Raw genomic sequence first — 26192 nt, 5'->3', positions numbered from 1 at the left:
CAATACAATTAAATTCTGAAGTTATGAAATTGGATATCCTTGTTATTGCAGCACATCCCGATGATGCTGAATTGGCTTGCTCGGGTACTATTGCCGCACAGGTTGCCAAAGGGTATAAGGTTGGAATTTTAGACCTTACCAAAGGAGAAATGGGGACAAGGGGTACTCCTGAAATCCGGATGCAGGAATCTGAGGAGGCTTCTAAAATTTTAGGTGTTTCAATAAGAGAAAACCTTGGGTTTAAAGATATTTTTTACAGAGACGATGATAGCCACAGACTTGAAATAGTAAAAATAATAAGAAAATATAAGCCCGAGATAGTATTGGCAAATGCCGTAACGGACAGGCATCCGGATCATGGGAAAGGTGGTGCTGTGGCTTCCAATGCTTGTTTTATGAGTGGGTTAAGGAAAATTGAGACCCATTTTGATGGGATCGATCAAGCTCCTTGGCGACCAAAATATGTCTATCATTACATCCAAAACAATTACATAAAGCCCGATTTCGTCGTGGATATTACTGATTTTTGGGGTATAAAAATAGAAAGTATCAAAGCTTTCAGGTCCCAGTTTTATGATCCAAATAACAAGGAACCTCAAAGTTTTATTTCATCTGCCGAATTTTTAGACTTTGTAGAGGCCCGTTCTAGGGAGTTTGGTCACAGTATAATGGTCAAATACGGAGAAGGCTTCACAGTTGAAAGAACTTTGGGAATCACAGATTTATTTGACCTAAAATAAATCCGTGATTCTTTGTTGAATTTAAGGAGCAAGTCTTTCGATTTTCCACGAGGCTTCACCTTCTCTTTGATAGTGGATCCTGTCATGAAGCCTGCTTGACCTACCTTGCCAAAATTCCACTTCCTCAGGAACCAGCCTATAACCTCCCCAATGCTCTGGTCTTTTGATTGTATTTTCATCGGTTTTCTTCAGAAGCGCAGCTTCTTTTTCCTCCAGAAATGCACGGTTAGGTATTACCTGACTTTGAGGAGATGCCAATGCTCCAATCTGACTGGCGAAAGGCCTTGAAAAGAAATAGGCATCAGATTCCTCTATTTTGATTTTTTCTACTTCCCCGATAAATCTGACCTGCCTTTCCAAAACCGGCCAAAAAAAAGTAATCGCTGCAAATGGATTGTTTTCGAGTTCCTTTCCTTTGGCACTATTATAGTTGGTAAAAAAAACCAAACCTGTATCCACCTCTTTCAAGAGAACGATTCTTGAATTTGGCTTTCCATCAGGTCTTACTGTTGAAAGGTTCATTGCATTCCACTCATGAACTTTGGATTGATGCGCTTCCTCAACCCAGATTTTAAATTGATCTATAGGGGACGGTTTTACATCTTTTTCATCGAGGGATTTTAATGTATAGTCAATACGGATATCTGCCAGTTTCATAGGGTTTTTAAATTTTATTCTAAAATTACCAGACTTATTGCATTTATAAAATTTAGATATAACTTAAGAAAATTATCAAAGACATTTTTTATGAGCCAAAGTTTAAAAAAAACGCCTTCCGCCGGTCAGCTATTGATATCTGAGCCATTTTTACAGGATGAGAATTTTGTAAGATCTGTCATTCTTATTTGTGAAAATAATGAGAAGGGGTCTTTTGGACTTGTATTGAATAAGCTTTCGATATTAAAAATCAGTGAGCTTGTTGAAGATTTGTTTTTTTTAGACCTTGATGTTTACGTGGGAGGGCCCGTCGAACAGAATACCCTTCATTTTGTTTACTCAGGAGAAGAAGCCCTTACCGGCAGTATCCAACTTGGAGAAGGTTTGTGGTGGGGAGGAGACTTTGAAGCATTGACTCAAAAACTCAAAAATGGGGAGTTAAACGATGGCAATATCCGGTTTTTTATTGGGTATTCAGGGTGGACTGAAGGACAGCTTGATGAGGAATTAGAGGATAAAACATGGATCATTTGTGAAAAAATTGAACCCGAGAATATTTTCAATAATTCACCTGTAGAATTATGGAGAAATATCTTAAAAAACATGGGAGGGGAATTTCAACTATTGGCAAATTATCCTATTGATCCGAGGCTAAATTGATCCAATTTTATTACTTTTGTTTTAGACGTCCTGCAAAAAAGTATCAGTTTTATTATGAGCAATGAAAAAGAAGTGTCTGAAGAAGACAAGGTGACCCAAACCAATGAAGTAATTCAAGAAGTTCAGGGTAGTGTAATTATCGATGATAAAGTTTCAGAGACTGAAACAACAGACCATGATTCTGAAGAGGAAATTTCAGAATCTGTCGATTACTCAAATTTCTCCAAATCCCAACTTTTAACTGCTTTAAAACAGCTTTTAGAAACAGGCAGATATCTAAAGATAGACAGTCAGATAGCAGAAATCAAATCACATTTTGAAGAGATTTTTCACAAGGAAAAAGATTCTGCCTTAGAAGAATTTACTTCTAATGGTGGTTCTCCTGATGATTTTGAGTATAGACCTTCAGAAGAAGACCGTTCTCTATTTGCTGGATTAAATGAATTCAGAGAAAAAAAATCTGAATTTCTTAGAGAACAGGAGAAAAATAAGGAAAAAAACCTTTTGGCAAAGAATGCGATTCTTGACAGACTCAGAGAACTTGTAGATGGCGAAGAGACTACCCACAGTATAAATACCATCAAGCATATACAAGAAGAATGGAAGAAAATAGGATCTGTTCCTGCGGCACAGAATAGAAACCTTTGGGCCTCCTTTAATGCCTTGATGGATAGGTTTTATGACAATAGAAGTATCTACTTTGAGTTAAAAGAACTTGACAGGAAGAAAAATCTTGAGCAAAAACTTGAAATATGTGAAAAAGCGGAAGCTTTGGTTGACATGGAAGACCTTAAGGATGCTATAAGAATCCTAAATGATCTTCATGAAGAATTCAAGCACATGGGGCCTGTTCCGCGTGAAGAACAGGAAAACCTTTGGAACAGATTCAAAACGGCTTCGGATGCAGTATATTCAAGACGAAAAGAGTTTTATGACGGGCAAAAAGAAAGCTTGAAAGAAAACCTTCAAAAGAAAGAGGCCCTGATTAAAAAACTTGAGGCTGATTCTGAATATAAAGGAACCAAAATCAAAGAATGGAATAGTAAAACGAAAGAAATTTTAGCCCTTCAAAAGGATTGGGAAGCTATTGGTCCTGTTCCAAGAGAAAATGGAAAAGAGATCAACAAACAGTTTTGGGGTCTTTTCAAACATTTCTTCCAAAACAAAAATCACTTCTTCAAAGAACTTGACGAAATCCGTCATAAAAATAAAATCAAAGCGGAAGAGCTTATAGCCAAAGCTGAATCCTTAAAGGAAAATACAGATTGGCAGCAAACTGCTAATCAGATGATCTCGCTTCAACAGGAATGGAAACAAATAGGACCTACACCTGAAAAAGTTAGGGACGAACTTTATCAAAGATTCAAATTAGCTTGCGATGCCTTCTTTGAGAACCGAAGAAACTCAAACAAGCAAGTAAATAAAGAGTTTGAGCAAAATCTTTCTGCAAAGGAAGAACTTATCAAAAAAATAAAAGAAGAGGCCAAGAGCAATTCTGTTTCTGAAAGTTCACTAGAAGGGTATATTTCGAAGTTTAATTCTTTAGGATTTGTCCCAAGAAAAAACATGAAGGAAATTCTCAGCAAATTCAATGAGGCAGTCGATGAATATGTCAAAAATCTTGGTTTTGCAGGTGGGGAAAAAGACGATTTTCTTTTCAGGTTGAATTTGAACAAACTTCAGTCTGACCCTAACAGTAACCGTGTCCTCAACAAAAAAGAGCATGGGATCAGAAAACAAATCACAGATTTGGAAAATAATGTGACTTTGTGGAAAAATAACATTCAATTTTTTGCGTCATCCAAGACTGCCGACAAGCTCAAAAACCAATTTGATGAGAAAATTCAAAAGGCAGAGAGTGAAATCGAGAAGCTAAAGAAAAAACTGACCATACTCAAAGAATTTTAATACACTCATAAATAAGGAGATAACAATTGTCTCCTTATTTTTTTTGAAATTCTTTTTGCTCGATTCCATGATAAATCTATATTTGCACCACGATTTGAGACAACGGTCTTGAAAAGTTAAATAAAAGGCCTCCTTAGCTCAGCTGGTAGAGCAACTGACTTGTAATCAGTAGGTCGCTGGTTCGATCCCGGCAGGGGGCTCAAAAGGGTAGCAATAGCTACCCTTTTTTCATTTTGGCCTATTTCATTTTTTGTAGATATTTGATATATTGAATACTGGTAAAAAATCAACCAAATTTTTTTTCAACCATCCAATTTCAAATCTGTGTTGCCTCAAAATCTTAAAACTCCGGGAATTTACATTGAAGAAAAAAACGTCTTCCCCGGTTCTGTTGTAGAAGTCGCCACAGCCATACCCGCATTTATCGGGTATACCGAAAAGGCCTCCCGCAACGGTAAATCGCTTTTAAATATCCCCATAAGGATTACTTCCTTTGCGGAATATGTAGAATTATTTGGTGGTGCTTTTAATCCATTATTCAAACTTGAAACGCCACAAGATGGAGATAGAAGTAAAATTAATATTGGAGATACTGAATTTGCTATAAAATATGCGGAGGACAACCATTTACTTTTTTATAACAGCATCAGGCTGTTTTATGCCAATGGGGGAGGAACTTGCTATATAGTCTCAGTTGGTACATATGAGGTCACAGGCTCTCTAAAAATCCGTAAAGATCAACTTTTGGGAAAGGGTTTGCGCTCATTGGAAAAGGAACAGGAAGTTACTCTGGTAGTTATACCGGAGGCGGTTTTATTGGGAAAGGAATGCTATGAGGTCTACAAGCAAGTCTTGATACATTGTGGGGAAATGCAAAACAGAATCGGGATTTTTGACCTTTATGATGGGTATAGAAGTAGAGGAGAAGGAGACGATCCGATAGATTTTTTCAGAGAGAATATAGGTACGGATTTTTTGAGTTATGCTGCCGCTTATTATCCTTGGCTTCATACCACATTGGTCCAAAAAGGTGAAGTGAGTTTTAGAAACCTTGATCCTGAAATAGATTTGGAATCAATTCTTCCTGAGCCAAATGCAAAAAAATTGATAATGGAATTTCCAAAGAATGAAGCTGAATTTAGAATTGCCTTTCAAAAGGAATTTCCCAATATTTCACAAATACCTGAGGTTTTTCTCAATGACTTTGTCAATCAGAGAAAAGACCACTTACACTTGGGCTTGATAGCAACAAGTCCAAACTATGCCTCTATTTTGGAAGAAATAAGAAGCATGATGAATTTATTGCCAGCTGCAGCTGCTTTGGCAGGTGTATATACGATGGTGGACAATAACAGAGGAGTGTGGAAATCGCCGGCAAATGTTTCCCTGAATGCCGTGATTAAGCCTGCTGTGGAGATATCCCATGAAGGGCAGGAGAACTTAAATGTACATGTTTCAGGAAAATCAATCAATGCCATCAGAACTTTTACGGGTGTAGGGACTTTGGTTTGGGGTGCAAGGACCCTAGATGGTAACAGCCTCGACTGGCGATATATCAATGTCAGAAGAACCATCATCATGCACGAGCAATCGATCAAGCTGGCACTTCGTTCTTACGTCTTTGAACCTAATGATGCCAATACCTGGACCGCTGTCAAGAGTATGATTGTCAGTTTCTTGACAGAAAAGTGGAAGCAGGGTGCATTGGCAGGAGCTTCGCCTGAGGATGCTTTTGATGTTCAAATCGGCTTGGGTGCTACGATGACAGGTTTGGATATTCTTCAAGGCAAAATGCTGGTTTCAGTCAAATTGGCCATTGTCAGACCGGCAGAATTCATCGTGGTCACTTTCCAACAACAAATGCAGAAATCTTAATTTTTGAAAAGTTGATATTATCAATTTTTCTTCAAAGCGAAATTTAAAAATTTAATCAAAACCTTAAAATACTAATATCATGGCAGGAGATAAACAAGACAGCAATTGGCCTTTACCCAAGTTTTACTTCAAAGTAGATTTGGGAAGTACCACAGACGTACCTTTTCAGGAAGTTAGTGGATTGGAAGTTACAGCACAGCCGATAGAATATAGACATGGCAATAGCCCGGTTTTTTCAACCATCAATATGCCCGGAATTGTCAAAAACAACAATGTGACATTGAAAAAGGGCGTGTTTGCAAAGGACAATAAGTTCTTTGATTGGTACACCAAGATCAAAATGAATACCATCGAACGTCAAAACATGGTCATCAAACTATGTGACGAAGGGGGCAACCCAACCATGACCTGGACATTAGCCAACGCATGGCCAACAAAAATCAGCTCAACGGATATGAAATCTGATGCTAATGAAGTGGCTGTGGAAACCATCGAGATTTCGCACGAAGGGCTTACTATTGCTAACGGTTAAAAAGGATGGATTCCACAAGTTTTTTTAAACAAGGTGATATTCCCCTAAATGTATTTTATTTTGAAGTTGTTTTCTTGGGGAAAGGCAACGAAAAGATGAAAAGTATTTTCCAGGAAGTATCCGGATTGAAAGTAACAGTGGAAAATCCGGAGAAGAGGGAAGGGGGTGACAATTTCTTTGCCCACCAACTTCCAAAATCCATCAATTATGAAAACTTAGTCCTCAAGAGATGCCTAACAAAAAGTACGGAACTTGAAAAATGGTGTAGGGATGCCATTGAGAATTTTGAATTCAAGCCATTCGATATCAATTTGAGATTGGTATCTTCCAAATCAGAAGCAAATGAAGGTGTAGCCAATTTTCCGCTGGCCGTATGGTCTTTTGAACAGGTATTTCCTATTTCTTGGGAACTTGCAGCCATAGGATCTGAGAAAAATGAATTTACGATAGAGACCTTGACTTTGAAATATAGAAAGTTTACTAAAACCTTTTAGATTATTTTTCAAATTTTCGAATGTTCTAAAAACCCTAAAAAGGAAAAACCTTCAAATCAATCCCCCAAATCAGTGGCAATAGATAATAAGTAAATAGGGTAATTAAAAGAATCGAAACCATATTCATCCACAACCCTGCTTTGACCATATCGGGAATCCTGAGGTAACCCGAACCAAAGACCACGGCATTGGGCGGTGTGGCAACAGGAAGCATAAAAGCACAGCTCGCTGCCATCGTCGCCCCGACCATCAATCCAAAAGGATGAACGCCCATAGAGTAGGAGACAGCCGCCAAAATCGGAAGGATCATCGAAGCTGTGGCGACATTGGAAGTGATCTCGGTCAGGAAATTGACTGCTGCTATGATTACCAACAAAAACAACCCAAAGGCTATAAAATCAAGGAATACAAACTGATTGCCGATCCAGGAAGCCAATCCGGTGGATTTGAATCCTTCTGCCAAAGACAAACCCCCACCAAAAAGCAACAAGATTCCCCAAGGAATGCTTTCGGCAGTTTTCCAATCTAGTAGTTTAGTTTTCGGTTTGGAAGAGGGGAGAACAAACAATATCAAAACACCGGCAATCGCAATAATCGTATCATCCAAGGCAGGAATCAAATCTTGAAGCAAAAATGTCCTGCTGATCCATGCAAAACTGACTGTTCCAAAAACCCAAGCAACCCGCTTTTCTTCCTTTGTCATTGGACCCAATAGGGCCAATTGACGTTGAATTTCTTCTTTACCGCCTTCAATCTTAAAGTTTTTTTCAAAAGGGAAGGCATATTTCACCAAATAAAACCAACAAAAGGCCAAAAGCAATACTGCAACCGGAAAACCGTACAACATCCATTGCGAAAAACTGATTTCATAACCGTACATATCTTTGATGACACCGGCCAAAATGATATTAGTAGGCGTGCCGATCAAAGTTGCCATGCCGCCTATAGAAGCGCTGTAGGCAATTCCCAACATCAGCGCTTTCCCGAGGTTGTTTGGAAGGACTTCCTTGATGGCCGCACCAGGAGTCAACTGTGTCACTACAGCCACGCCGATGGGCAACATCATCAGGGAAGTTGCGGTATTCGAAATCCACATGGAAAGGAAGGCAGTCGCTACCATAAAACCTAAAATAATCTTTTGGATATCGGTGCCGATAAATGAAATAATGCTCAACGCAATCCGCTTGTGCAAGTTCCATTTTTCGATGGCCATTGCAATCATAAATCCGCCCATATAGAGTAAGACCATGGGATGGGAATAAGATGCAGCTGTTTCAGCTATCGGCAATACATTTAAAGTCGGGAGCAGTACCAATGGCAACAATGCTGTAGCAGCAATTGGGATCGCTTCAGTGATCCACCAAGTCGCAATCCAAACTGTCACAGCCATCATTGCCAAAGCTTCAGCAGACATTGCCTCAGGTTGTACAAAAAATAAAATCAGTAGAAATAAAACCGGTCCAAGAATGATACCGATCCGTGAAGTAGTGTTCGGGTTCATGTCAGCAATTGAAACTTCTAATTACCAAAAAAATCAATGAATTCAAATCAGAATGATTGGGGAGGTGGATTCTGTTCAATATCCTTGGGAATAGTAGTTTAAGTTGGTCCTCAATCTTTATTTAACATAATGTAAATTATATAACAAATTAAATCATTATATTATTTCCTACAGCTACATCCTGAAACCTTTTGATTTTTTCCATTTCAAAAAAATAATGAAAGATTTAAAGTAGTCTTCTTTCGGCCTTACCAATACATCAAAAATACACAAACCACCTTTGCTCTTGATTTCATCTTTTTGAATTTATAAAATACAATTATCTTCGTAAAGAGCCGGAAATTACATTCCAACCAAGAATTAGAAAAAAGAAATCAAGATCAAATGCAGGCAGTTTCAAAAGAAAAATCTGAATTGAGAATGGTTGAAGTTGACAACCAAACATACTTTCAAATCCTGAATGTCGATCAAATGCGGCCATTCTTTATGAGTATTGTCAGCAGTTCCAATCATTGGCTTTTTATTAGCAGCAATGGCGGGATTAGTGCCGGAAGAAAAAATTCCGATTTTGCCTTATTTCCATACTATACAGATGATAAAATTACTGAGTCTGCCGATATCACAGGATCCAAATCTATTTTTCAGGTTAAAACCGAAGACGGATTTTTGGTATGGGAACCTTTTTCTATCAGAAATGGTGGCAAATACAAAACACAGAGAAATCTATATAAAAGCCCTTTTGGTAATTCAATAATCTTTGAGGAGATAAATCATGACCTGCATTTAACATTCCAATACCAATGGAATTCAAGCCATCTTTATGGTTTTGTCAAAAAAAGCAGGCTGATCAACCACAATACCAAAACGGTAGAGGTTTCTTTGGTAGACGGAATCCAAAACATTGTACCCTGCGGTGTGGGCAGTTCGGTCCAAAATTCATTAAGTAACCTGGTGGATGCATATAAGCGCAGTGAATTGGATAAGGAAAGTGGGCTGGGAATATTTGCACTCAGTGTGATAATCGTAGATAAACCTGAACCAAGTGAAGCTTTAAAGGCAAATATTGCCTGGTCTCTTGGATTGGAAAACTGTAAGTACCTGCTTTCTGCATTGCAAATTGAAAATTTCAGAAAAGGACTACCTGTCCATGAAGAAACCGATATCAAAGCTGAAAAAGGGGCTTACTTTTTAAATGCAGATTTATCAATTTCTTCAGGTAATCAAAAGGAATGGCTGATAGTAGCCAATGTAAATAACTCCGTATCCCAACTCATTGAAATAGCAGAAAACATAAAAAATGACAAGCAGTTTGGTCAAAAGGTAATCGCAGATATTGAAGCAGGGACCAAGCAGCTGATCAAGCTCAATGCCGCTGCCGATGGCATACAAATGACAAATGATTCTTTGAAAGATACCCGGCATTTCGCCAATTCCCTTTTTAATATCATGAGGGGTGGGATATTCGATGAAAATTATGTCTTGGAGAAAATTGATCTTCAAAATTATTTCTCCAAAACCAACATGCAGGTTTTATCCTATTGGCAAAAAATCAGTGACAGCTTACCGGCTAAACTGACGCTCAGCAGTTTTAAGGATTTGGTGAAAAAATCCGAACATCCTGATTTCAGAAGGTTGGGATTGGAGTATTTGCCCCTGAAGTTTAGCCGAAGGCACGGTGATCCTAGCAGACCATGGAATCAGTTTTCTATTAATACATACAATGAATCGGATGGTTCAAAAATTCTTGATTATCAGGGAAATTGGCGGGACATTTTTCAAAATTGGGAGGCATTGGTACACTCCTACCCTCTTTTCATAGATGGCATGATTTTCAAATTTTTGAATGCTTCCACTTTTGATGGGTATAATCCTTATCGTGTCACAAAAAACGGGATTGATTGGGAAAGGATAGAACCTGATGACCCTTGGTCTTACATTGGTTACTGGGGTGACCATCAAATCATCTACTTGTTGAAGTTCTTGGAATTCAGTGAAATGCATCATCCCGGAAAACTGGAGACTTATTTTGACATCCATGACTTTGTATACGCCAATGTCCCGTATAAAATCAAAGAATATCAGGAGATATTAAAAAATCCCAAAGATACCATTGATTTTGACCATGCCCTTGATACCAAAATCAAAGAAACCTGGACTTCCTTAGGGGCAGACAGCGCTTTGTTAAAAGATAAGCAAGGATCGATATACCATGTCAATTTCATGGAAAAGATTTTGGCTACAGTTTTGGCAAAAATATCGAATTTTATTCCTGAGGGCGGGATTTGGATGAACACCCAAAGACCTGAATGGAATGACGCAAACAATGCTTTGGTGGGCAATGGCTTATCTATGGTCACATTGTATTATCTCCGAAGGTTCCTCACATTTTTTGAAAATCTTCTTCAAAAGTCATCCATCCAAGAATTCAAGATTTCTGAGGAATTGTTGACCTTTTTTAAAGAAGTGTCCGATTTGCTTTTGGAAAATAAAGGAATTTTGACGCATTCATTCACCAACAAGGATAGGAAAAGGATTTTGGATGGCTTGGGATTGGCGGGAAGTAAATACAGGACCCAAATCTATTCACATTCATTTAGCAACAAGAAGGAAGTTGTATCAATAAAAGAGTTGCTGGATTTCACCCGATTGAGCCTAGGCTATTTGGAACATACCATACGTGCCAATAAAAGACAGGATAGCCTTTACCATGGATACAACCTGATGACGGTTGAAAATCAACAGGAGATTTCAGTCTCTTACCTGAGCGAAATGTTGGAAGGACAAGTAGCGGTTTTAAGTTCAGGATACTTGTCGTCCGCTGAGGTTTTAGAATTATTGGAGGGCATGCGAAATAGTGCTCTTTACAGACCTGATCAAAACAGCTACATTCTTTATCCAAATAAAAATTTAAAGGGATTCCTTGAAAAAAATAATATTCCAAAGGAAGCTATATCTAGTTCACTGATCCTAAAGACTCTTATCGATGAAGGTAACACCCAAATCGTGGAAAGAGATGTCAAAGGTGCTTACCATTTCAATGGAAGTTTTAAAAATGGAAATGACCTGCGAAACGAATTGGATTTACTTTATCAAACCCGGTTCAAAGGGTTGAATGAGTCCGAAAAAATTAAAGTCTTGGAGATATTTGAGGATATTTTTAACCATAAATCCTTTACAGGAAGGTCAGGAACATTTTTTGGGTATGAAGGCTTGGGATCGATTTATTGGCACATGGTTTCCAAGCTGTTGTTGGCTGTGCAGGAATGTTGCCTCAGAGCAATCGAATCCAATGAAAATGAGGAATTGGTCAAAAAGCTCCTGAACCATTATTATGAAATCAACGAGGGGATCGGGATCCACAAGTCCCCTACCCTTTACGGCGCTTTCCCGACCGACCCATATTCCCATACACCAATGGGCAAAGGAGTTCAGCAACCCGGTATGACAGGTCAAGTAAAAGAGGATATTTTAAGCCGATTCGGGGAGCTTGGAGTATTTGTAAAAGATGGTAAACTCGGTTTTTATCCTTCTATGTTGAGAAAGGGCGAATTTCTTACAGAACCGAAAGCTTTTAGCTATGTAGATGTCAATTCTGAATTTCAGCACCTGAATTTGGAACCCGGATCACTTGCATTTTCATATTGTCAGGTACCGGTCATTTATAAACTTGGGGATATCACCCAATTAGATGTAGTGATGAGAAATGGCTCCATTTCGAAAAATGAAAGTCTTAGCCTTGACCTAGAAATGAGCAAAAATGTATTTGGACGAACCGGAGAAATTGTCCAAATAATTGCCCAGTTCAATAAAAATATTTTCGATTGATAGAAAACACCTAATCCCTGAATTGTTCTTGGCTTTTTGCTTGTCCTTTTGAAAAAACTGATGGATAAAAAATTGAAAAATGTTCAAATCATTGAGGAAAAAATCGAATCATTGATCGCAATGATGTCGGTTGATGAAATGATCGGCCAAATGACCCAAGTAAGGCATTTTGATGATATTTCAGGAGATGATGTGAGGACAAAATTCATCGGGTCCGTTATCCATACTCAGGGTCCGGTCCCGGGGCAGCATGCTTCTGAATGGCAAGCCAAATTTTTCGAATTACAAAAGCAGGCTTTGTCAACGCGTTTGGGAATTCCTTTGCTGTTTGGCGTAGATGCCATTCATGGCCAGAACACATTTGAAGGTGCCACGATTTTTCCACATAATATTGGTTTGGGGGCTACAGCAAATCCCGGCTTGGTCAGGCAAATTGCCGAAATTACAGCATTGGAGGCGCAGGCAACCGGTTTTAACTGGGTTTTTTCACCATGTGTGGCCATTCCATACAATGAAAAATGGGGCAGAGTTTACGAAGCTTTTTCTGAAAGGACGGATATAACCGTGGAATTGACTAGAGCTTCGGTCCGTGGACATCAAGGTGATCTCAGCAAAAGTGAAAATGTATTGGCAACAGCAAAACACTTCATTGGTGATGGTTCTACAGATTTTGGTGTCGAAGGAGGAAACTCCTCCTTATCCCTTGATGAGGTTAAAATAAGACTCCTCCCCCCCTATCAGGCTGCAGTTGATGAAGGAGTGGGTGCGGTTATGGCCTCTTTTAACAAAATGGATGGCATTTCGATGCACGCGCATAAAGCGTTGATCACAGATCTATTAAAGGGCGAAATGAAATTTGATGGAATCGTTGTTTCAGACTGGAAGGGGTATTCAAGGTTTGGGGAAAATGATATCATCAATGCGGGCATTGACATGGTAATGGCTGTAGATGGTGATTTGGAAGGATTTCAAAACGGACTGAAAGATGCTGTTGCAAATGAAGTTGTTCCTTTAGAAAGAGTAAAGGATGCCGTTCGCAGAATTTTGCGACAAAAATTCCGATTGGGATTATTTGACAATCCTTTTCCGGATAATAAACAAACCAAAAAAATCGGTATTAAAGCACACCGCGAAGTAGCTAGGCAAGCAGTGCGCGAATCTTTGGTTTTACTAAAAAACAGAGAAAATATCTTACCCCTTGGGAAGGATACCAAAATAGTAGTAGTTGGCGAGTTTGCAGACAATTCAGGCTTACAATCAGGTGGTTGGACCGTTAATTGGCAAGGAACCAAAGAAAATTACAAAGGAACGACTACCATTTTGGAAGGTTTTAGGAAAATTTCAAACGTAGAAGTTGCCTATGATAGGGACGGGAGCGAAAATCATGAAGCAGATGTTGCGGTTGTGGTAGTTGGCGAAACTCCCTACGCTGAGTTTTTTGGGGATATCGGTGGTGAAATGAACGCTTATCAATTGACTCTTACGGAAGCACACATGCAGCTGATTAATAATTATGTTCAGAAAGGGAAAAAAGTTATAACCATCTTAATTTCAGGGAGGCCATTGGTTGTCACCTCAGAAATAGCACATTCAGATGCCTTCGTAGTTGCATGGTTGCCGGGGTCTGAGGGTGATGGTATAGCAGAGGTCCTTTACGGTGAACACGATTTTAAAGGGAAACTTCCCCACACATGGCCTAAATCAGAAGATGATTATGCAGGAAAGTATGGTCCCAATTTTTGGGATAATGAAGTCCAACTGCTTTTTCCAATCGGTTTTGGATTGAAGTATGCTGGCAATAAATAGGTCAATAAATAAAATTGGTGAAACCATAAACAACTTATAATAAAATGGATAAATCATTGAAATTAATCCTGGTAGGTATAGTATTAACTACCTGTTTTTATTGTAGCCCAAAACCAAAAGAAGAGACAAATCAACTAACCAAAAAAGAAGTGACAGCAAAAGAAATCTTAGGCAATCCCAATTACATGGCTATATCTTATGAAGGGTATCGCCAAAAATCAAGAGAGCAACAGCCAACCGTAGCTGAACTTAAAGAGGACGTAAAGATATTATCTGCAATGGGCATCAGAATATTGAGAACCTACAATGTCCAACTTCCCCACGCTTCAAATTTGCTCAAGGCAATCCGAGAACTTCAAACCGAAAACCCGGATTTTGAAATGTATGTGATGTTGGGTGCTTGGATAGATTGTAAAAATGCGTGGACGGATCAAACACCTGACCATGATGCGGAAAGCGAACAAAATGAGGGAGAAATCGAAAGGGCTGTAGCACTTGCCAATCAATACCCTGAGATTGTAAAGATCCTTGCAGTAGGCAATGAAGCTATGGTCAGATGGGCGACCAGTTATTTTGTGCAGCCTTCAGTCATACTCAAATGGGTAAACCACCTGCAATCTTTAAAATCCGAAGGCAAACTTCCAAAGGAATTATGGATTACCTGTTCCGATGATTTTTCATCCTGGGGAGGTGCTGACTCGAGCTACCATACCGAAGATCTTGCAAAACTGGTCAAAGCAGTGGATTATATTTCCCTACACACCTATCCTTACCATAATACCCATTATAATCCTGCTTTTTGGTTTGTTCCTGAAGACCAAAGCCAAAAGTCGGATATTGAAAAAATAGATGCAGCCATGTTGAGGGCAAAAGACTTTGCCAAAATGCAGTATGATTCTGTCGCCAATTATGTAAAAAGTCTGGGGGTTGAAAAACCGATCCATATCGGTGAGACCGGTTGGGCTTCTGAATCTAATGGATTTTATGGATCAGAAGGATCTAGGGCAACGGACGAATACAAGCAAGGGCTCTATTACAAACACATGCGTGATTGGACTTCGACATCAGGAATTTCCTGTTTTTATTTTGAAGCTTTCAATGAGCAATGGAAAGATGCCGGAAATCCTAACGGTTCAGAAAATCATTTCGGGCTTTTCACCCTCAAAGGTGAAGCAAAATTTGCCCTTTGGGAATTGGTAGACAAAGGTGTTTTTGAGGGTTTGGGCAGAGATGGTAACCCAATTACAAAAACATATGGTGGAGACATGGAAGCACTTTTTAAGGAAGTATTGGTGCCACCGGCAAAGTAAAATTTTACCGTAAATACTCACTTTATTTTCGATCAAAAAGTCACTAATAAACCCTAACAACTATGTCAACCACCTCGAGTAAAGTCCCGATGGGCCAAAAAATTGCCTTCGGCGTTGGTATGTTAGCCAACCAAATGTTTCCTGCTTCCCTAGGGATATTTATGGTGGTGCTAGTGCAAAACCTGGGATTCCCAGGCTGGATGTGGGGAATCGTTTACTTCCTTCCGCGTGTATTCGATGCTGTAACAGATCCTATCATGGGCTTTGTCTCAGATAATACCAAATCCAGATGGGGAAGGCGAAGACAATATGTATTTATCGGCGCTATTTTAATGGGGATTACCTTTTCGGTAATGTGGCAGCTTTATGGGGATAACAGCGTGAATTATAACTTCACCTATTTTCTATTTGGGTCTTTTGCCTTTTACCTCGGGCTTACTATTTTCAGTGTGCCTTATGTAGCCATGGGCTATGAAATGAGTGAGGATTTCCATGAGCGTACCCAAATTATGGCCATAGCCCAATGGATTGGGCAGTGGGCATGGGTGATTGCACCTTGGTTTTGGGTCATCATGTACGACCCTAGCTGGTTCCCATCCCCGGAAGCTGCTACACGAGAACTTGCCATTTGGGTTGGGGTTATTTTTGCCGTTTGTGCCATGGTTCCTGCCATTTTTATTCCAAGTAAATCCACCAAAAATGAAAATTTCTCACCGCTGACATTCAATGCAATTGGAGATAGTATTTCCCAAATCATCAGAGGCTTCAAAGAAGCCTTTTCCTCAACACCATTTAGAAAATTGTGTATTTCCACATTTTTCATCTTCAATGCTTTTAATACAGTAGCAGGCTTTGTCTTTTTTATAGTGGTTTGGCATTTGTTTAATGGCGATGCCGGGGCAGCCGGCTATTGGACGCCCTTATTCGGAAGTATCGGTGCATTGGTCACTACCTTTATTGTCATTCCTGTAGTAGCTAGGATGTCCAAAAAGATTGGTAAGAAAAATGCCTTCATGGTATCCCAAGGCATTGCCTTAGTCGGATATCTTTCTTTGTGGTTTCTTTTTGTGCCGGGCAAGCCTTGGATGTTCATCTTTTCCCTTCCATTACACTCTTTTGGAATCGGGAGTCTTTTTGTGTTGATGATGTCAATGACTGCCGATGTGATCGACTTAGACGAATTGAATTACGGAAAACGAAGGGAAGGAGTATTCGGTGCAATTTATTGGTATATGGTGAAGTTCGGATTTGCCATAGCAGGCGGTTTGAGTGGATTGATTCTGACGGTAGTAGGTTTTGATGGAAATGCAGCGGTTCAGCCTGAAGGTGCTGTGGATGGTCTGAGGATTTTCTTCTCGGGGCTTCCGATGTTGGGAACCATAGCAGCCATGTACCTCATGCATGACTATGATGTGGATGAAAAAAGGGCCAACGAAATCCGTGAAGAATTAAAAAAGCGGGCAGAGGCCAAAAAAAACCTTGAAAACCCATATTCGCAAAATGAAAATTCAGCGGTATTGGCCAAAGTGCAAAATGAATTTTCTTCTAATACAGACATTGATTTTTCAAATAAATCAAACTCCGAAATAAAGCAACTCTTTTCCAAAACATTTGATTCGGGCATTCATGGCCTATGCTTTAGCCCCTATTTGGAAGGTCAGAATGTAGGTGATCAGTTATCCGAAAATCAAATTCGGAGGAGAATGGACTTGGTTTCAAAACATGTCAAATGGGTTCGCTCTTTTTCATGTACAGACGGAAATGAATACATTCCTAAAGCAGCCCATGAAAAAGGACTCAAGACGATGGTGGGCGCTTGGATAGGAGTCGATAAAGCGAAAAATGAACAGGAGATTAAAAACCTGATCAGCTTGGCACAACAGGGATTTGTGGATATCGCCGTGGTTGGCAATGAGGTTTTACTTCGAAATGAATTGACGGAGCAGGAAATAATAGATTACATCAAGGAAGTGAAAGAATCCCTACCCAATACGCCTGTCAGCTACGTCGATACCTATTTTCAGCACCAAAAGCATCCCTTACTGGTGGATGCCTGTGATATCTTATTAGCAAACTGTTATCCTTTTTGGGAAGGAAAAAGTATTGAAGAAGCATCTTCCCATTTGCAGCAAATGTATGAGTCTACAAAAAGCATTGCAAATGGTAAAAAAATCATCATTACAGAAACAGGTTGGCCGAATCAGGGAGATAAAGTCCAAGACGCCGAACCTTCTGAAGAGAACGCAATGAAGTACTTTATTAATGCTAACAATTGGTCCCAACAAGAGAAGGTAGACATGTACTATTTTTCCTCATTCGATGAGTCATGGAAAATACACCATGAAGGTGATGTCGGTCAACGTTGGGGAATTTGGGATAAAAATGAAAACTTAAAATACATCTAGGAATGTCTTCAAAAGCTGAAAAATTATTATCCTTGGCAGGTGTTTCATTTGAGGGTGCTTCTTTTGAAACCTTGAAGGAATTGTATAGAAAAGTTCTGGATTTTGGGATGCATGGGATTGGCTTCAGCCCTTACACAGAAGGACAAAAACCCGGAGACATCATTTCAGAGGAACAGATAAGAAGGAGATTGGAAATCATCCGGCCCTATACATCTTGGGTTCGCTCTTTCTCCTGTACGGATGGCAATGAGCTGATTCCAAAAATCGCCAAGGAATATGGGTTGAAAACTTTAGTAGGCGCATGGCTGGGTAAGGATGACAAAATCAATCAGCTGGAGATAGAAAATCTGATCAAGATCTCCAATGAAGGATATGTCGACATTGCCGCAGTTGGAAATGAAGTCATGTACCGTGGTGACCTCACCGAGGACGAGCTTTTAACCTTCATGCAAAAAGTAAAATCCGCAATTAATGGGATTCCTGTTGGTTATGTAGATGCCTATTATGAATTTGAGGATTATCCAAAAATTGCTGAAGCCTGTGATATTATCCTGGCCAATTGCTATCCTTATTGGGAAGGATGTCATATAGACTATTCATTGTTATACATGAAGGAAATGTATAACAGGGCAAAACGTGCTACCAAAGGAAAACCTGTTATCATCAGTGAAACCGGTTGGCCGAGTCAGGGAACCAACTTAGGAGCTGCCATGCCCTCTGATGAAAATTTTATCAAATATTTCATCAATACACAGAAGTGGTCTAAAGAGGAGAATATTGAAATTTTTTATTTTTCATCATTTGATGAGTCATGGAAAGTCGGTGCTGAAGGAGATGTGGGCGCCTATTGGGGGCTTTGGGATAAAGAGGAAAAGCTTAAATATTAATCAAATTTGGAATTGAAAATATCCCTGTAATTTTTAGGAATGGTAAAGATTTCACTATAAATGCAGCCATCAATTCGGCCACTACACCCGGAATTGCAATAGCCATGGCTGCTTTTCAATTGTATGCACCAGCACGAATAAATCGTATTGAGGCAGGCGGCATCAAAAAAGCACATGAACGCATCATGATCGGAAAGGCAACCTGAGGTGACATTCCAAGTGTAAAACCAAGGCCATACAAGGAGCATACAAACCTATCCCATCATTATATTATCTTGTGAAAATTTTCAAAGTAAGATCATTTATCATGAGGCGAAAAATCCCAGAATCAACTCTTCCAAAACTCAATCGCTCACAATTTATTACTTCCGAAGGTTTACAAAAATTAAAGGAAGAACATGATCATTTATGGCGAGTTGAACGTCCAGACGTTACCGCTAAGGTTGCATGGGCCGCAAGTTTGGGAGATCGTTCAGAAAATGCCGATTACCATTATAACAAAAAACGTCTTCGAGAAATTGATAATCGCCTACGTTATTTGCGAAAGTGTATTGATGACTTTAAAGTTATTGACTATCACCCCAACCAAGAAGGAATAGTGAATTTTGGTGCTTGGGTAGAAATTAAAAACGAAAAGAAAGGTCTTCAAAATCGTTTTCGTATTGTTGGTTACGAGGAGTTAATAGGTAACAAGGATTATATCTCTATGGACTCTCCCATGGCTAAATCGCTTCTTGGTAAAGCTGTTGGAGATGAGGTGATAGTGAATACAAAAATGGGTGATTTTGTATGGAAAATTCTTAAAATAGAGTATCAAAAGTAGTTTCAAAATAATTCCAATTCACTTTTTCTCCAAATCCATACTCAATTCCTTTTGAACCAATCCAGCTCTCAGCATCACTGTGGAAGTGTAAAGAATAACGACAATCACAAGCCATCTGAGAATATCCAATGGCAACGATTTCACAATGAATGCAGCAATCAGCACGGCCACCACACCCGGAATGGCCATGGCTACTGCAGCTTTTCTATTATAGGCTCCTTCACGGATAAAACGAATGGATGCGGGCGGCATCAAAAAAGCACATGATCCCATCATGATCGGAAAAGCCACCTGCGGCGACATCCCAAGCGCAAAAACCAAAGCCATACAAGGGGCATACAAACCAATACCGGCAGTCATTAACGCACCCAGAAAAAAGTTGGCAACGATCGCAATCAGAAGTTTACCTCCTTCAAGGCCTATAGCCTCGCCACCTCCTTGGATCCAATCCAAGTTGCGGGCAAGCATAAAACCGGCTGTAATGAGCAAAGCAAATCCCATAGTCAGCCTGATTTTACGTTCGGAAAGTTTTGAAATTACTCCTGCACCAACGATGGCCCCGATTGCAGCCGAGACAAGCATCAGAATAAGTGTTTTTGGCTCGACTTCAATGATCGTGATAAAAATCAGTGCCTGTAACAATACAGGAAGCGTATTGGCAACATTCATTGTACCGGGAATAAGCTTGTCCTCGGTTTGTTTGGTGAATTTTAACAACGCTGTTTGAGGAGCAAAGGCACCAATACCCAACACATCAAAAAAATTGACCACAAATCCGATCACGGAAGTTTTTCTCCAACTGCTAGGTTCCAACCTTTTTTTATGTCTGAGAAAATCCCTCGTCAATACAAGGGTAAACCAAACCGTAAGGATGGCGAGTGAAATCCAAATAAATGCCACCATGGAGTCTAGTTTCTTAGAAATAATTATATTGCTTAACGGGCGAATCCTTCATACCATTACCAAGAAAGAAATTTTCTATGAAATATATCAATAATTTGAAAAGAAATTCAGCTTTTGCAATAGCCCTAGTGGCTTGTTTTATGCTATTTTTCTTTTCTTCCAATAAGCTTTTTGCACAGCAGCCATTCTCCCCTTTGGAAGCTTCCTTTCAAGACTATAAAAAGATGAAGGAAGAAACCAGTTTCAAATTGGAATGGATATCCTTGGGGCCTACCGTCAACTCTGCCCGTGCTGATATTGTACAGGTGGATCACACAAATCCAGCAACAATGTATGCGGGATTTGGGTCAGGTGGATTGTGGAAAACAACCAATCATGGTCTGAGTTGGAATTCGGTCTTTGAAGAGCGGTCTTCCCTTGGGATCGGTGATGTTGAATTGGCACCTTCCGACCCCAATATCATATATCTAGGAACCGGAGAAAACCTAAAGAAGCCCAGAAACTTCACTTTGCCCGGAACAGGCATGTACCGATCTGACGACGCGGGTCTTACCTGGAACAAGATTGGTCTGGAGGATTCATGGTCAATCGCTGAGATTGAAATTCATCCTACTAATCCTGATATCGTTTTCGTGTGTGTTCTGGGACACCTTTGGTCCAAAAACCCAAACAGAGGATTATACAGAACGATGAACGGAGGAAAAACTTGGGAACATGTACTCTACAAAGACGAGATGACCGGGGCAAATGAAGTGGTCATCTCCCCTACCAATCCTCAAATCATGTATTCTTCTTTATGGGAAGTATATCCTGGAATAAGCGGAAAAAACAGCGGCATTTATAAAAGCATAGATGGAGGAACAACATGGACACAATGTACCAATGGATTACCTTCAGGTCCAAAAACAGGACGGATAGGTCTTGCCGTTTCCTCAACCAATCCTTACAAAGCTTACGCGCTGATAGACAATTTGAACAATGAAACTGAACATGCAGCAGAACTTTACAAAACTACCGATGGTGGGTTGAACTGGACCAAAACCCATTCTGAACCTTTCCAAATATTTTCCGTCATAGGTTGGTATTTTACCGATGTTTATGTCAACCCCAAAAATGACGAAGAAGTATTTTGTCTAGGAGTCAGACTTGCACATAGTCTCGATGGCGGCAAGACTTTTTCTTTAATAGGGGGGCAGGTTACCCGCATGACACCAAGCTTAGCCCAAGGCTTACATCTGGACCAATGCGAATTATGGATAAACCCAACCAATCCCAACCATTTGGCATTGGGCAATGATGGAGGATACTATGTGAGCTATGACAAAGGATTATCTTGGATTCATTATAATAACATTCCAACAGGTGAATTTTATGATATCACCATTGACCAATCAGATTTTACCATCTATGGGGGAACACAGGATGATGCTACTGTTTCTGGACCAGCAAAGGAATTGAATACCAAATTTCCTGATCCATGGAAATATGTCTGGATCGATGCATGGGATGGTGGGGATGGCTGCGTTACCCAAATTGACCCTATTGACAAATCAATTATTTATTACAGCCGCCAACATGGAGATGCGATGAGGTTGGACAAATCCAAAGACGTGGCAGTCTCCATAAGGCCAACACTTCCCAAGGAAATGAAGGATACACTGGTCTTTAACTACATGACTCCTTACTTTTTGTCTGCTTATGATAGTAAAACACTATACCATGGAGGAAATTTCATGTTAAAAAGTACTGACCGTGGTGATACTTGGAAAGTAATCAGTCCAAATCTTAGTAATTCTTCAAAGAAAGAGAAGAAATCATTTGCCACCGGGGCAATCGTAGAATCCCCTTTACAAAAAGGATTGCTTTACGCTGGTACCGATCACGGGGCTTTTTGGGTTTCAAAAAACGATGGTGAGAGTTGGGAAGAGCATTCAACGGGTATCGCCAACAACTACATTCGGAGCATATCCCCCTCCAATCACAAAGTGCAACGTGTTTACATGGCTATGACCGGAATTAATTATGATGATTTGAAAAGTTATCTCTATGCTTCTGATGACTTCGGAATTACCTGGAAAACCATTGCCGCAGGCCTACCCGATGAACCAATTAATATGGTCAAGGAAGATCCTTCAAATGAAAATATCTTATATGCCGGCACTGTACGTGGAGTATATGTAACTATAGACCGGGGAAATAACTGGTCCTACCTTGGAACCAATATGCCTGCAACGGCCGTAGCTGACTTGGAAATATATTTACCTACAATGGACTTGGTGGTTGGTACTCATGGACGGGGTATTTATAAAACAAGCCTTCTTCCCATTCAGAAAATGGTAAGCGAAAACCTTCCTGAAGACAAAGATTATTTTTTTGAAATCGGTAAAACAGCGAGACCTTGGTTTAATTCATCACACGGTGAACCTGATTATCGAACTGTTGAAAAAACAACATTTTCTTTTTGGCTAAGCCAATCAAAACCAGTTACTATTTCAGTGGTTGATCAGTCAAATACGGAAATATGGAAAACCAATCTAACCGGTTTTAAAGGTTTTAACCAATACCGATGGGATTTGATTGTGAAAAAGGAAACAAGTGGCAACCCATATTTCATTCACTATGATCAATTTATAAAAGCGGGAATTTACAAAGTAATTATTACTTCGGGAGAAGATCATATGGAACAAAATTTAGAGGTAATCGATGGAAAATCACCTTATATCGTTAGTGACAATTTCTGATTAGGCGGGATTTGAAACTCAATTTTCTCCGTTAAATGTAAATAACTATCCAACATTGCTGTTCCTCCTTCATCCAAAATTTTAATCAGAGGCATTATCTTAACCGAAAACTTCCCACGTAATAATCCAAATCGACTTTGACATCGGTTTGCTTGGATACTTTCAGTTCACTCCATTTGGTATTTGGAACTACGCGGACTTTGTTTTCTCCCAATTCCAAATCAATAGGCATGTCAAAAGATGCAATGCAATTGCTCCATCTGTATTGGAGTGTCTGCTCATCTGAGTAAAAGTATTCGAGCACAGGCAAAGAACTGTTTCTGAGGTATTGGTCAAAGAAGCTGGAAAGGTCAATACCCGTTTCCACGGAAAGGTAATCTTCCACCTGTGCCGTCGTGACTGTCTGATGGTAAAACTCGCTGTTTAATCCGCGGAGGATATTTCTCCATTTTTCATCGTCATTGACGATTTCACGGAGCGTATTCAGGATATTCCCACCTTTGTAATACATATCTCCTGAACCGCGGCTATTGACGCTGTACCTTCCGATAATAGGAAGTTTGTTATCTATACGGGTTCTCGTACCCCGCACATATTCCTGTCCGGCTTCTTTGCCATAAAAATAATCGAGATACAGGCTCTCGGAGTAGTTGGTGAAGCTCTCGTGGATCCACATATCTGCGACATCCTTGTAAGTGATGTTGTTGGCAAACCACTCATGACCGGATTCATGGATGATGATAAAGTCAAATTTCATCCCCCAACCTGTTCCGCTAAGGTCCGTGCCGCGATAACCGTTTTGGTAGCCGTTGCCATAAGTAACCGAACTCTGATGTTCCATACCGAGATAAGGCGCTTCTACGAGTTTGTAGCTGTCTTCATAAAAAGGATAAGGCCCAAACCAATGCTCAAAAGCCTCCATCATCCGTCCTGCATCCATAAATTGTTTTTCGGCTTTCTCCAGATTGTCCCGCATCACATAATATTCCATGTCGAGAACGCCTTTTTCGCCCTGATATTTCTCTGAAAAATGGACATAGTCGCCAATGTTGATGTTCACCCCATAATCATTGATGGGGTTACTGACAAACCAATGGTAAGTTTTGGTTTGCCCTTTTGTTTCTGTTTTTCGCAACCGGCCATTGGAAATGTTCATCAGGTTATTGGGGACCGTCACGCTGATCAGCATGCTGTCTACCTCATCTGCAGGATGGTCTTTGCTTGGCCACCAGATACTCGAACCGATTCCCTGATTGGATGATGCGATGAAATGGTTTCCATTTTCATCTTTTTGCCAAGTAATCCCTCCGTCCCATGGCGGACGTACAGCTTCTTTAGGTTGGCCTTCATAAGAGATGATGACTTCTTCAAATGAACCCACAACCTGTTTTTTGGGTAGGCTAATGAAATGGGCGGCTCCCTCCTTTCGGATTTCAAGTTTTTGCCCGTTTTGCTTTGCATCGATAATCCGTAAAGGTTCTTGCAGGTCTATCTGCAAGACTTGATGTGCTTTCTTTACTTGGTACCGGACAGTATTCGTTCCTTTGATGGATTTGGTTTCAGGGAATACTTCCACAGCAAGATGGTAATAATTCAGGTCCCACCATTCCCTTTCCGGCGTGATGCTTCCCCGCAAAGTATCTGCTCTTGTAAATTTTTGCTCTTGGGAATAAGCAGTTGTAACAAACAGAATAAGCAATATGGCGGGAAGTAGTTTTTGGTATAGGTTCATGAGGTTGCTATAAACAATTCTTTTGATTGGATTTTCGGTATGATTTAATTCTGCAAAAAATCTAAATAATCACGCTTTATTCCGGTACAATATCCATCAATATCCGGTATCAACTAATATCAAATTTTGGAGCTTAGACTTCAAAGATCAATTGAAAACCCAAAATTAGGACTTGATAAATCTTGATATTTCCATCCCAATCTTTAATAATGCCTCACTCTCTTCTTTGGTAAAGTCATAAGGCACAGGTTTGGCGATGCCCAAGGTTCCATACAATTCCCCATCAAGTAACATCGGTGCTGCAATGGAACCTTCGACTTTGGTTTCCTTTGCGGCAGGCCTTGCCACTCCGGATGAATCTGTCTGCAGGTTACACATTTCGACAGGCTGTTTTCTTTCTGCAGCGATTCCTGCCATTCCTTTGCCGATCGGAATCACCGACATCTTGGGCAACAAAAAATCAGGAATGCCTTTCTGTGATTTCAGCATCAGCAAATTGGTCGATTTGTCAAGGGTGTGGATAGTTCCTGTAATACAATCAAAAGCTGCGATGATGTTTTCCAACAATTGCTGCCAATTGATTTCGCCTTTTGTTTCTTTTATGGATTCGATGATTGATTCTGTCTTGTTCATTTGATTATTTTTCAAATTATATCATTAATTCCTTTACCGTATTGCCGCTTTGCTAATGCGGGGTTTTTCAGCACTAAACTTCAATGGATGCACAAAACTTGAATTTGGCATTTCACTATCTTAGAATTACACCCTCCTCCCCGCTTTTGCAATACTGCTGTCAGCGGTAGAACTTCTATTCAAAATTAAGTATTTCTGTCTTCTCTCTAACTGTTGTTGTTTGTCCATAATTATCTAATTCGTACTTATAAATAATCGTGGTATTTTTAAAACTAAACTCGTCCTTGTCAGCTTCAATAGGCTTTTCAATATTTATGTAACCTAAATGTTTTTCAAAAATATAGAGTTTAGGTTCTACAACTTCATATGAACAACAACTAGCCATAAAACCTTGAAATCTGTTATAGATTTTAATTGTCTCGGTTTTATACTCAGTTTGTTTTGGAACAATTGGAATTAATACAAGTGAAGATATTATTGCAGGTAAAATACCACCAAACAAAAAGAAAAGTCCTGTCAAAACGCCCGAAATAGCATAAAAAGAATAATAAATGGCTGTTTTCTTAAATGGTCTAAGTGTCGTCAAGAACAAAATTAGTCCTGTCAGGTATAAAATTATCTTTAGAATGAATGTCAGGTTTTGATTTAGTTTATACCCTGATACTAGTCCTATGCAAAAATTTATAAGCAAAAATCCAAGCAAATAGAAATGCCATTTTTCAAGTCTAATTTTTTTTATAAAGTCTTTCATTTTAATTCA

Annotated in this window: 19 protein-coding genes and 1 tRNA gene; 14 read left to right on the top strand and 6 right to left on the bottom strand. The window is 39.6% G+C overall.

Annotated features, from left to right (window positions below; translation table 11 throughout):
- The first annotated feature begins 23 nt into the window (after window positions 1-23).
- Window positions 24-740 carry a bacillithiol biosynthesis deacetylase BshB1 gene (gene bshB1, locus NK987_RS00150; protein WP_259262217.1) on the top strand — a complete coding sequence of 239 codons (717 nt, stop codon included), beginning with the start codon at window positions 24-26 and terminating at the stop codon, window positions 738-740.
- Window positions 741-761: 21 nt separating this feature from the next.
- Here the strand turns inward: bshB1 and pdxH are convergent, their stop codons facing one another.
- A complete protein-coding gene (gene pdxH / locus NK987_RS00145) occupies window positions 762-1397 on the bottom strand; it encodes a pyridoxamine 5'-phosphate oxidase (RefSeq protein WP_258424476.1) in 636 nt (211 codons plus the stop codon).
- A gap of 90 nt (window positions 1398-1487) precedes the next feature.
- Between pdxH and NK987_RS00140 the strand changes: the two genes are divergently transcribed.
- From NK987_RS00140 to NK987_RS00115, 6 genes are all read left to right on the top strand, one after another.
- Window positions 1488-2057: a YqgE/AlgH family protein gene (locus NK987_RS00140; protein WP_259262216.1), complete on the top strand. Its 570-nt coding sequence runs from the start codon at window positions 1488-1490 to the stop codon at window positions 2055-2057.
- Between the two features lie 54 nt (window positions 2058-2111).
- Window positions 2112-3965, top strand: coding sequence for a DUF349 domain-containing protein (locus NK987_RS00135; RefSeq protein ID WP_259262215.1), 1854 nt, complete (start codon window positions 2112-2114; stop codon window positions 3963-3965).
- 127 nt (window positions 3966-4092) lie between these two features.
- Window positions 4093-4165, top strand: a tRNA-Thr gene (locus NK987_RS00130).
- Between the two features lie 127 nt (window positions 4166-4292).
- Window positions 4293-5840, top strand: coding sequence for a phage tail sheath family protein (locus NK987_RS00125; RefSeq protein WP_275982491.1), 1548 nt, complete (start codon window positions 4293-4295; stop codon window positions 5838-5840).
- Between the two features lie 79 nt (window positions 5841-5919).
- The gene (locus NK987_RS00120; RefSeq protein ID WP_259262213.1) at window positions 5920-6372 is read left to right on the top strand and encodes a phage tail protein; all 453 of its coding nucleotides are present in this window, start codon (window positions 5920-5922) and stop codon (window positions 6370-6372) included.
- A 5-nt stretch (window positions 6373-6377) separates the two neighbouring features.
- Window positions 6378-6866: a phage tail protein gene (locus tag NK987_RS00115; RefSeq protein ID WP_259262212.1), complete on the top strand. Its 489-nt coding sequence runs from the start codon at window positions 6378-6380 to the stop codon at window positions 6864-6866.
- A 34-nt stretch (window positions 6867-6900) separates the two neighbouring features.
- On the opposite strand, the gene NK987_RS00110 is transcribed toward NK987_RS00115, so the two are convergent.
- Window positions 6901-8367 (bottom strand): SLC13 family permease, encoded by a 1467-nt coding sequence (locus NK987_RS00110; RefSeq protein ID WP_259262211.1) that lies wholly within the window; start codon window positions 8365-8367, stop codon window positions 6901-6903.
- Between the two features lie 384 nt (window positions 8368-8751).
- Between NK987_RS00110 and NK987_RS00105 the strand changes: the two genes are divergently transcribed.
- The 6 genes from NK987_RS00105 (at window position 8752) to greB (ending at window position 19423) form a co-directional block, all read left to right on the top strand.
- A complete protein-coding gene (locus tag NK987_RS00105; RefSeq protein ID WP_259262210.1) occupies window positions 8752-12192 on the top strand; it encodes a hypothetical protein in 3441 nt (1146 codons plus the stop codon).
- Between the two features lie 60 nt (window positions 12193-12252).
- On the top strand, window positions 12253-13998 hold the full coding sequence (locus tag NK987_RS00100; RefSeq protein WP_259262209.1) for a glycoside hydrolase family 3 protein: 1746 nt from the start codon (window positions 12253-12255) through the stop codon (window positions 13996-13998).
- A gap of 44 nt (window positions 13999-14042) precedes the next feature.
- A complete protein-coding gene (locus NK987_RS00095) occupies window positions 14043-15308 on the top strand; it encodes a glycosyl hydrolase family 17 protein (protein WP_259262208.1) in 1266 nt (421 codons plus the stop codon).
- Window positions 15309-15370: 62 nt separating this feature from the next.
- A complete protein-coding gene (locus NK987_RS00090; protein ID WP_259262207.1) occupies window positions 15371-17713 on the top strand; it encodes an MFS transporter in 2343 nt (780 codons plus the stop codon).
- A gap of 2 nt (window positions 17714-17715) precedes the next feature.
- On the top strand, window positions 17716-18600 hold the full coding sequence (locus NK987_RS00085) for a glycoside hydrolase family 17 protein (RefSeq protein ID WP_259262206.1): 885 nt from the start codon (window positions 17716-17718) through the stop codon (window positions 18598-18600).
- Window positions 18601-18907: 307 nt separating this feature from the next.
- A complete protein-coding gene (gene greB, locus NK987_RS00080; RefSeq protein ID WP_259262205.1) occupies window positions 18908-19423 on the top strand; it encodes a transcription elongation factor GreB in 516 nt (171 codons plus the stop codon).
- A gap of 18 nt (window positions 19424-19441) precedes the next feature.
- Here the strand turns inward: greB and NK987_RS00075 are convergent, their stop codons facing one another.
- Window positions 19442-20326, bottom strand: coding sequence for a sulfite exporter TauE/SafE family protein (locus NK987_RS00075; protein WP_258424463.1), 885 nt, complete (start codon window positions 20324-20326; stop codon window positions 19442-19444).
- Between the two features lie 77 nt (window positions 20327-20403).
- Here NK987_RS00075 and NK987_RS00070 point away from each other — a divergent pair, with 77 nt between their 5' ends.
- Entirely contained in the window at window positions 20404-23067 is a 2664-nt protein-coding gene (locus NK987_RS00070; protein ID WP_259262204.1) for a VPS10 domain-containing protein, read from the top strand.
- 94 nt (window positions 23068-23161) lie between these two features.
- Here the strand turns inward: NK987_RS00070 and NK987_RS00065 are convergent, their stop codons facing one another.
- From NK987_RS00065 to NK987_RS00055, 3 genes are all read right to left on the bottom strand, one after another.
- Window positions 23162-24799, bottom strand: coding sequence for a M1 family metallopeptidase (locus NK987_RS00065; protein WP_259262203.1), 1638 nt, complete (start codon window positions 24797-24799; stop codon window positions 23162-23164).
- 165 nt (window positions 24800-24964) lie between these two features.
- Complete coding sequence (locus NK987_RS00060) at window positions 24965-25432, bottom strand: GAF domain-containing protein (protein WP_259262202.1); 468 nt, start codon at window positions 25430-25432, stop codon at window positions 24965-24967.
- 175 nt (window positions 25433-25607) lie between these two features.
- On the bottom strand, window positions 25608-26183 hold the full coding sequence (locus tag NK987_RS00055) for a hypothetical protein (RefSeq protein ID WP_259262201.1): 576 nt from the start codon (window positions 26181-26183) through the stop codon (window positions 25608-25610).
- Window positions 26184-26192 lie beyond the last annotated feature (9 nt).

Origin of the sequence: Aquiflexum gelatinilyticum (genome assembly GCF_024813435.1) — a bacterium.
GTDB classification, from domain to species: Bacteria; Bacteroidota; Bacteroidia; order Cytophagales; family Cyclobacteriaceae; genus Cognataquiflexum; species Cognataquiflexum gelatinilyticum.
The sequence above is the reverse complement of the archived record's forward strand: the minus strand, read 5'-3'. Positions and strand labels throughout refer to the sequence as shown.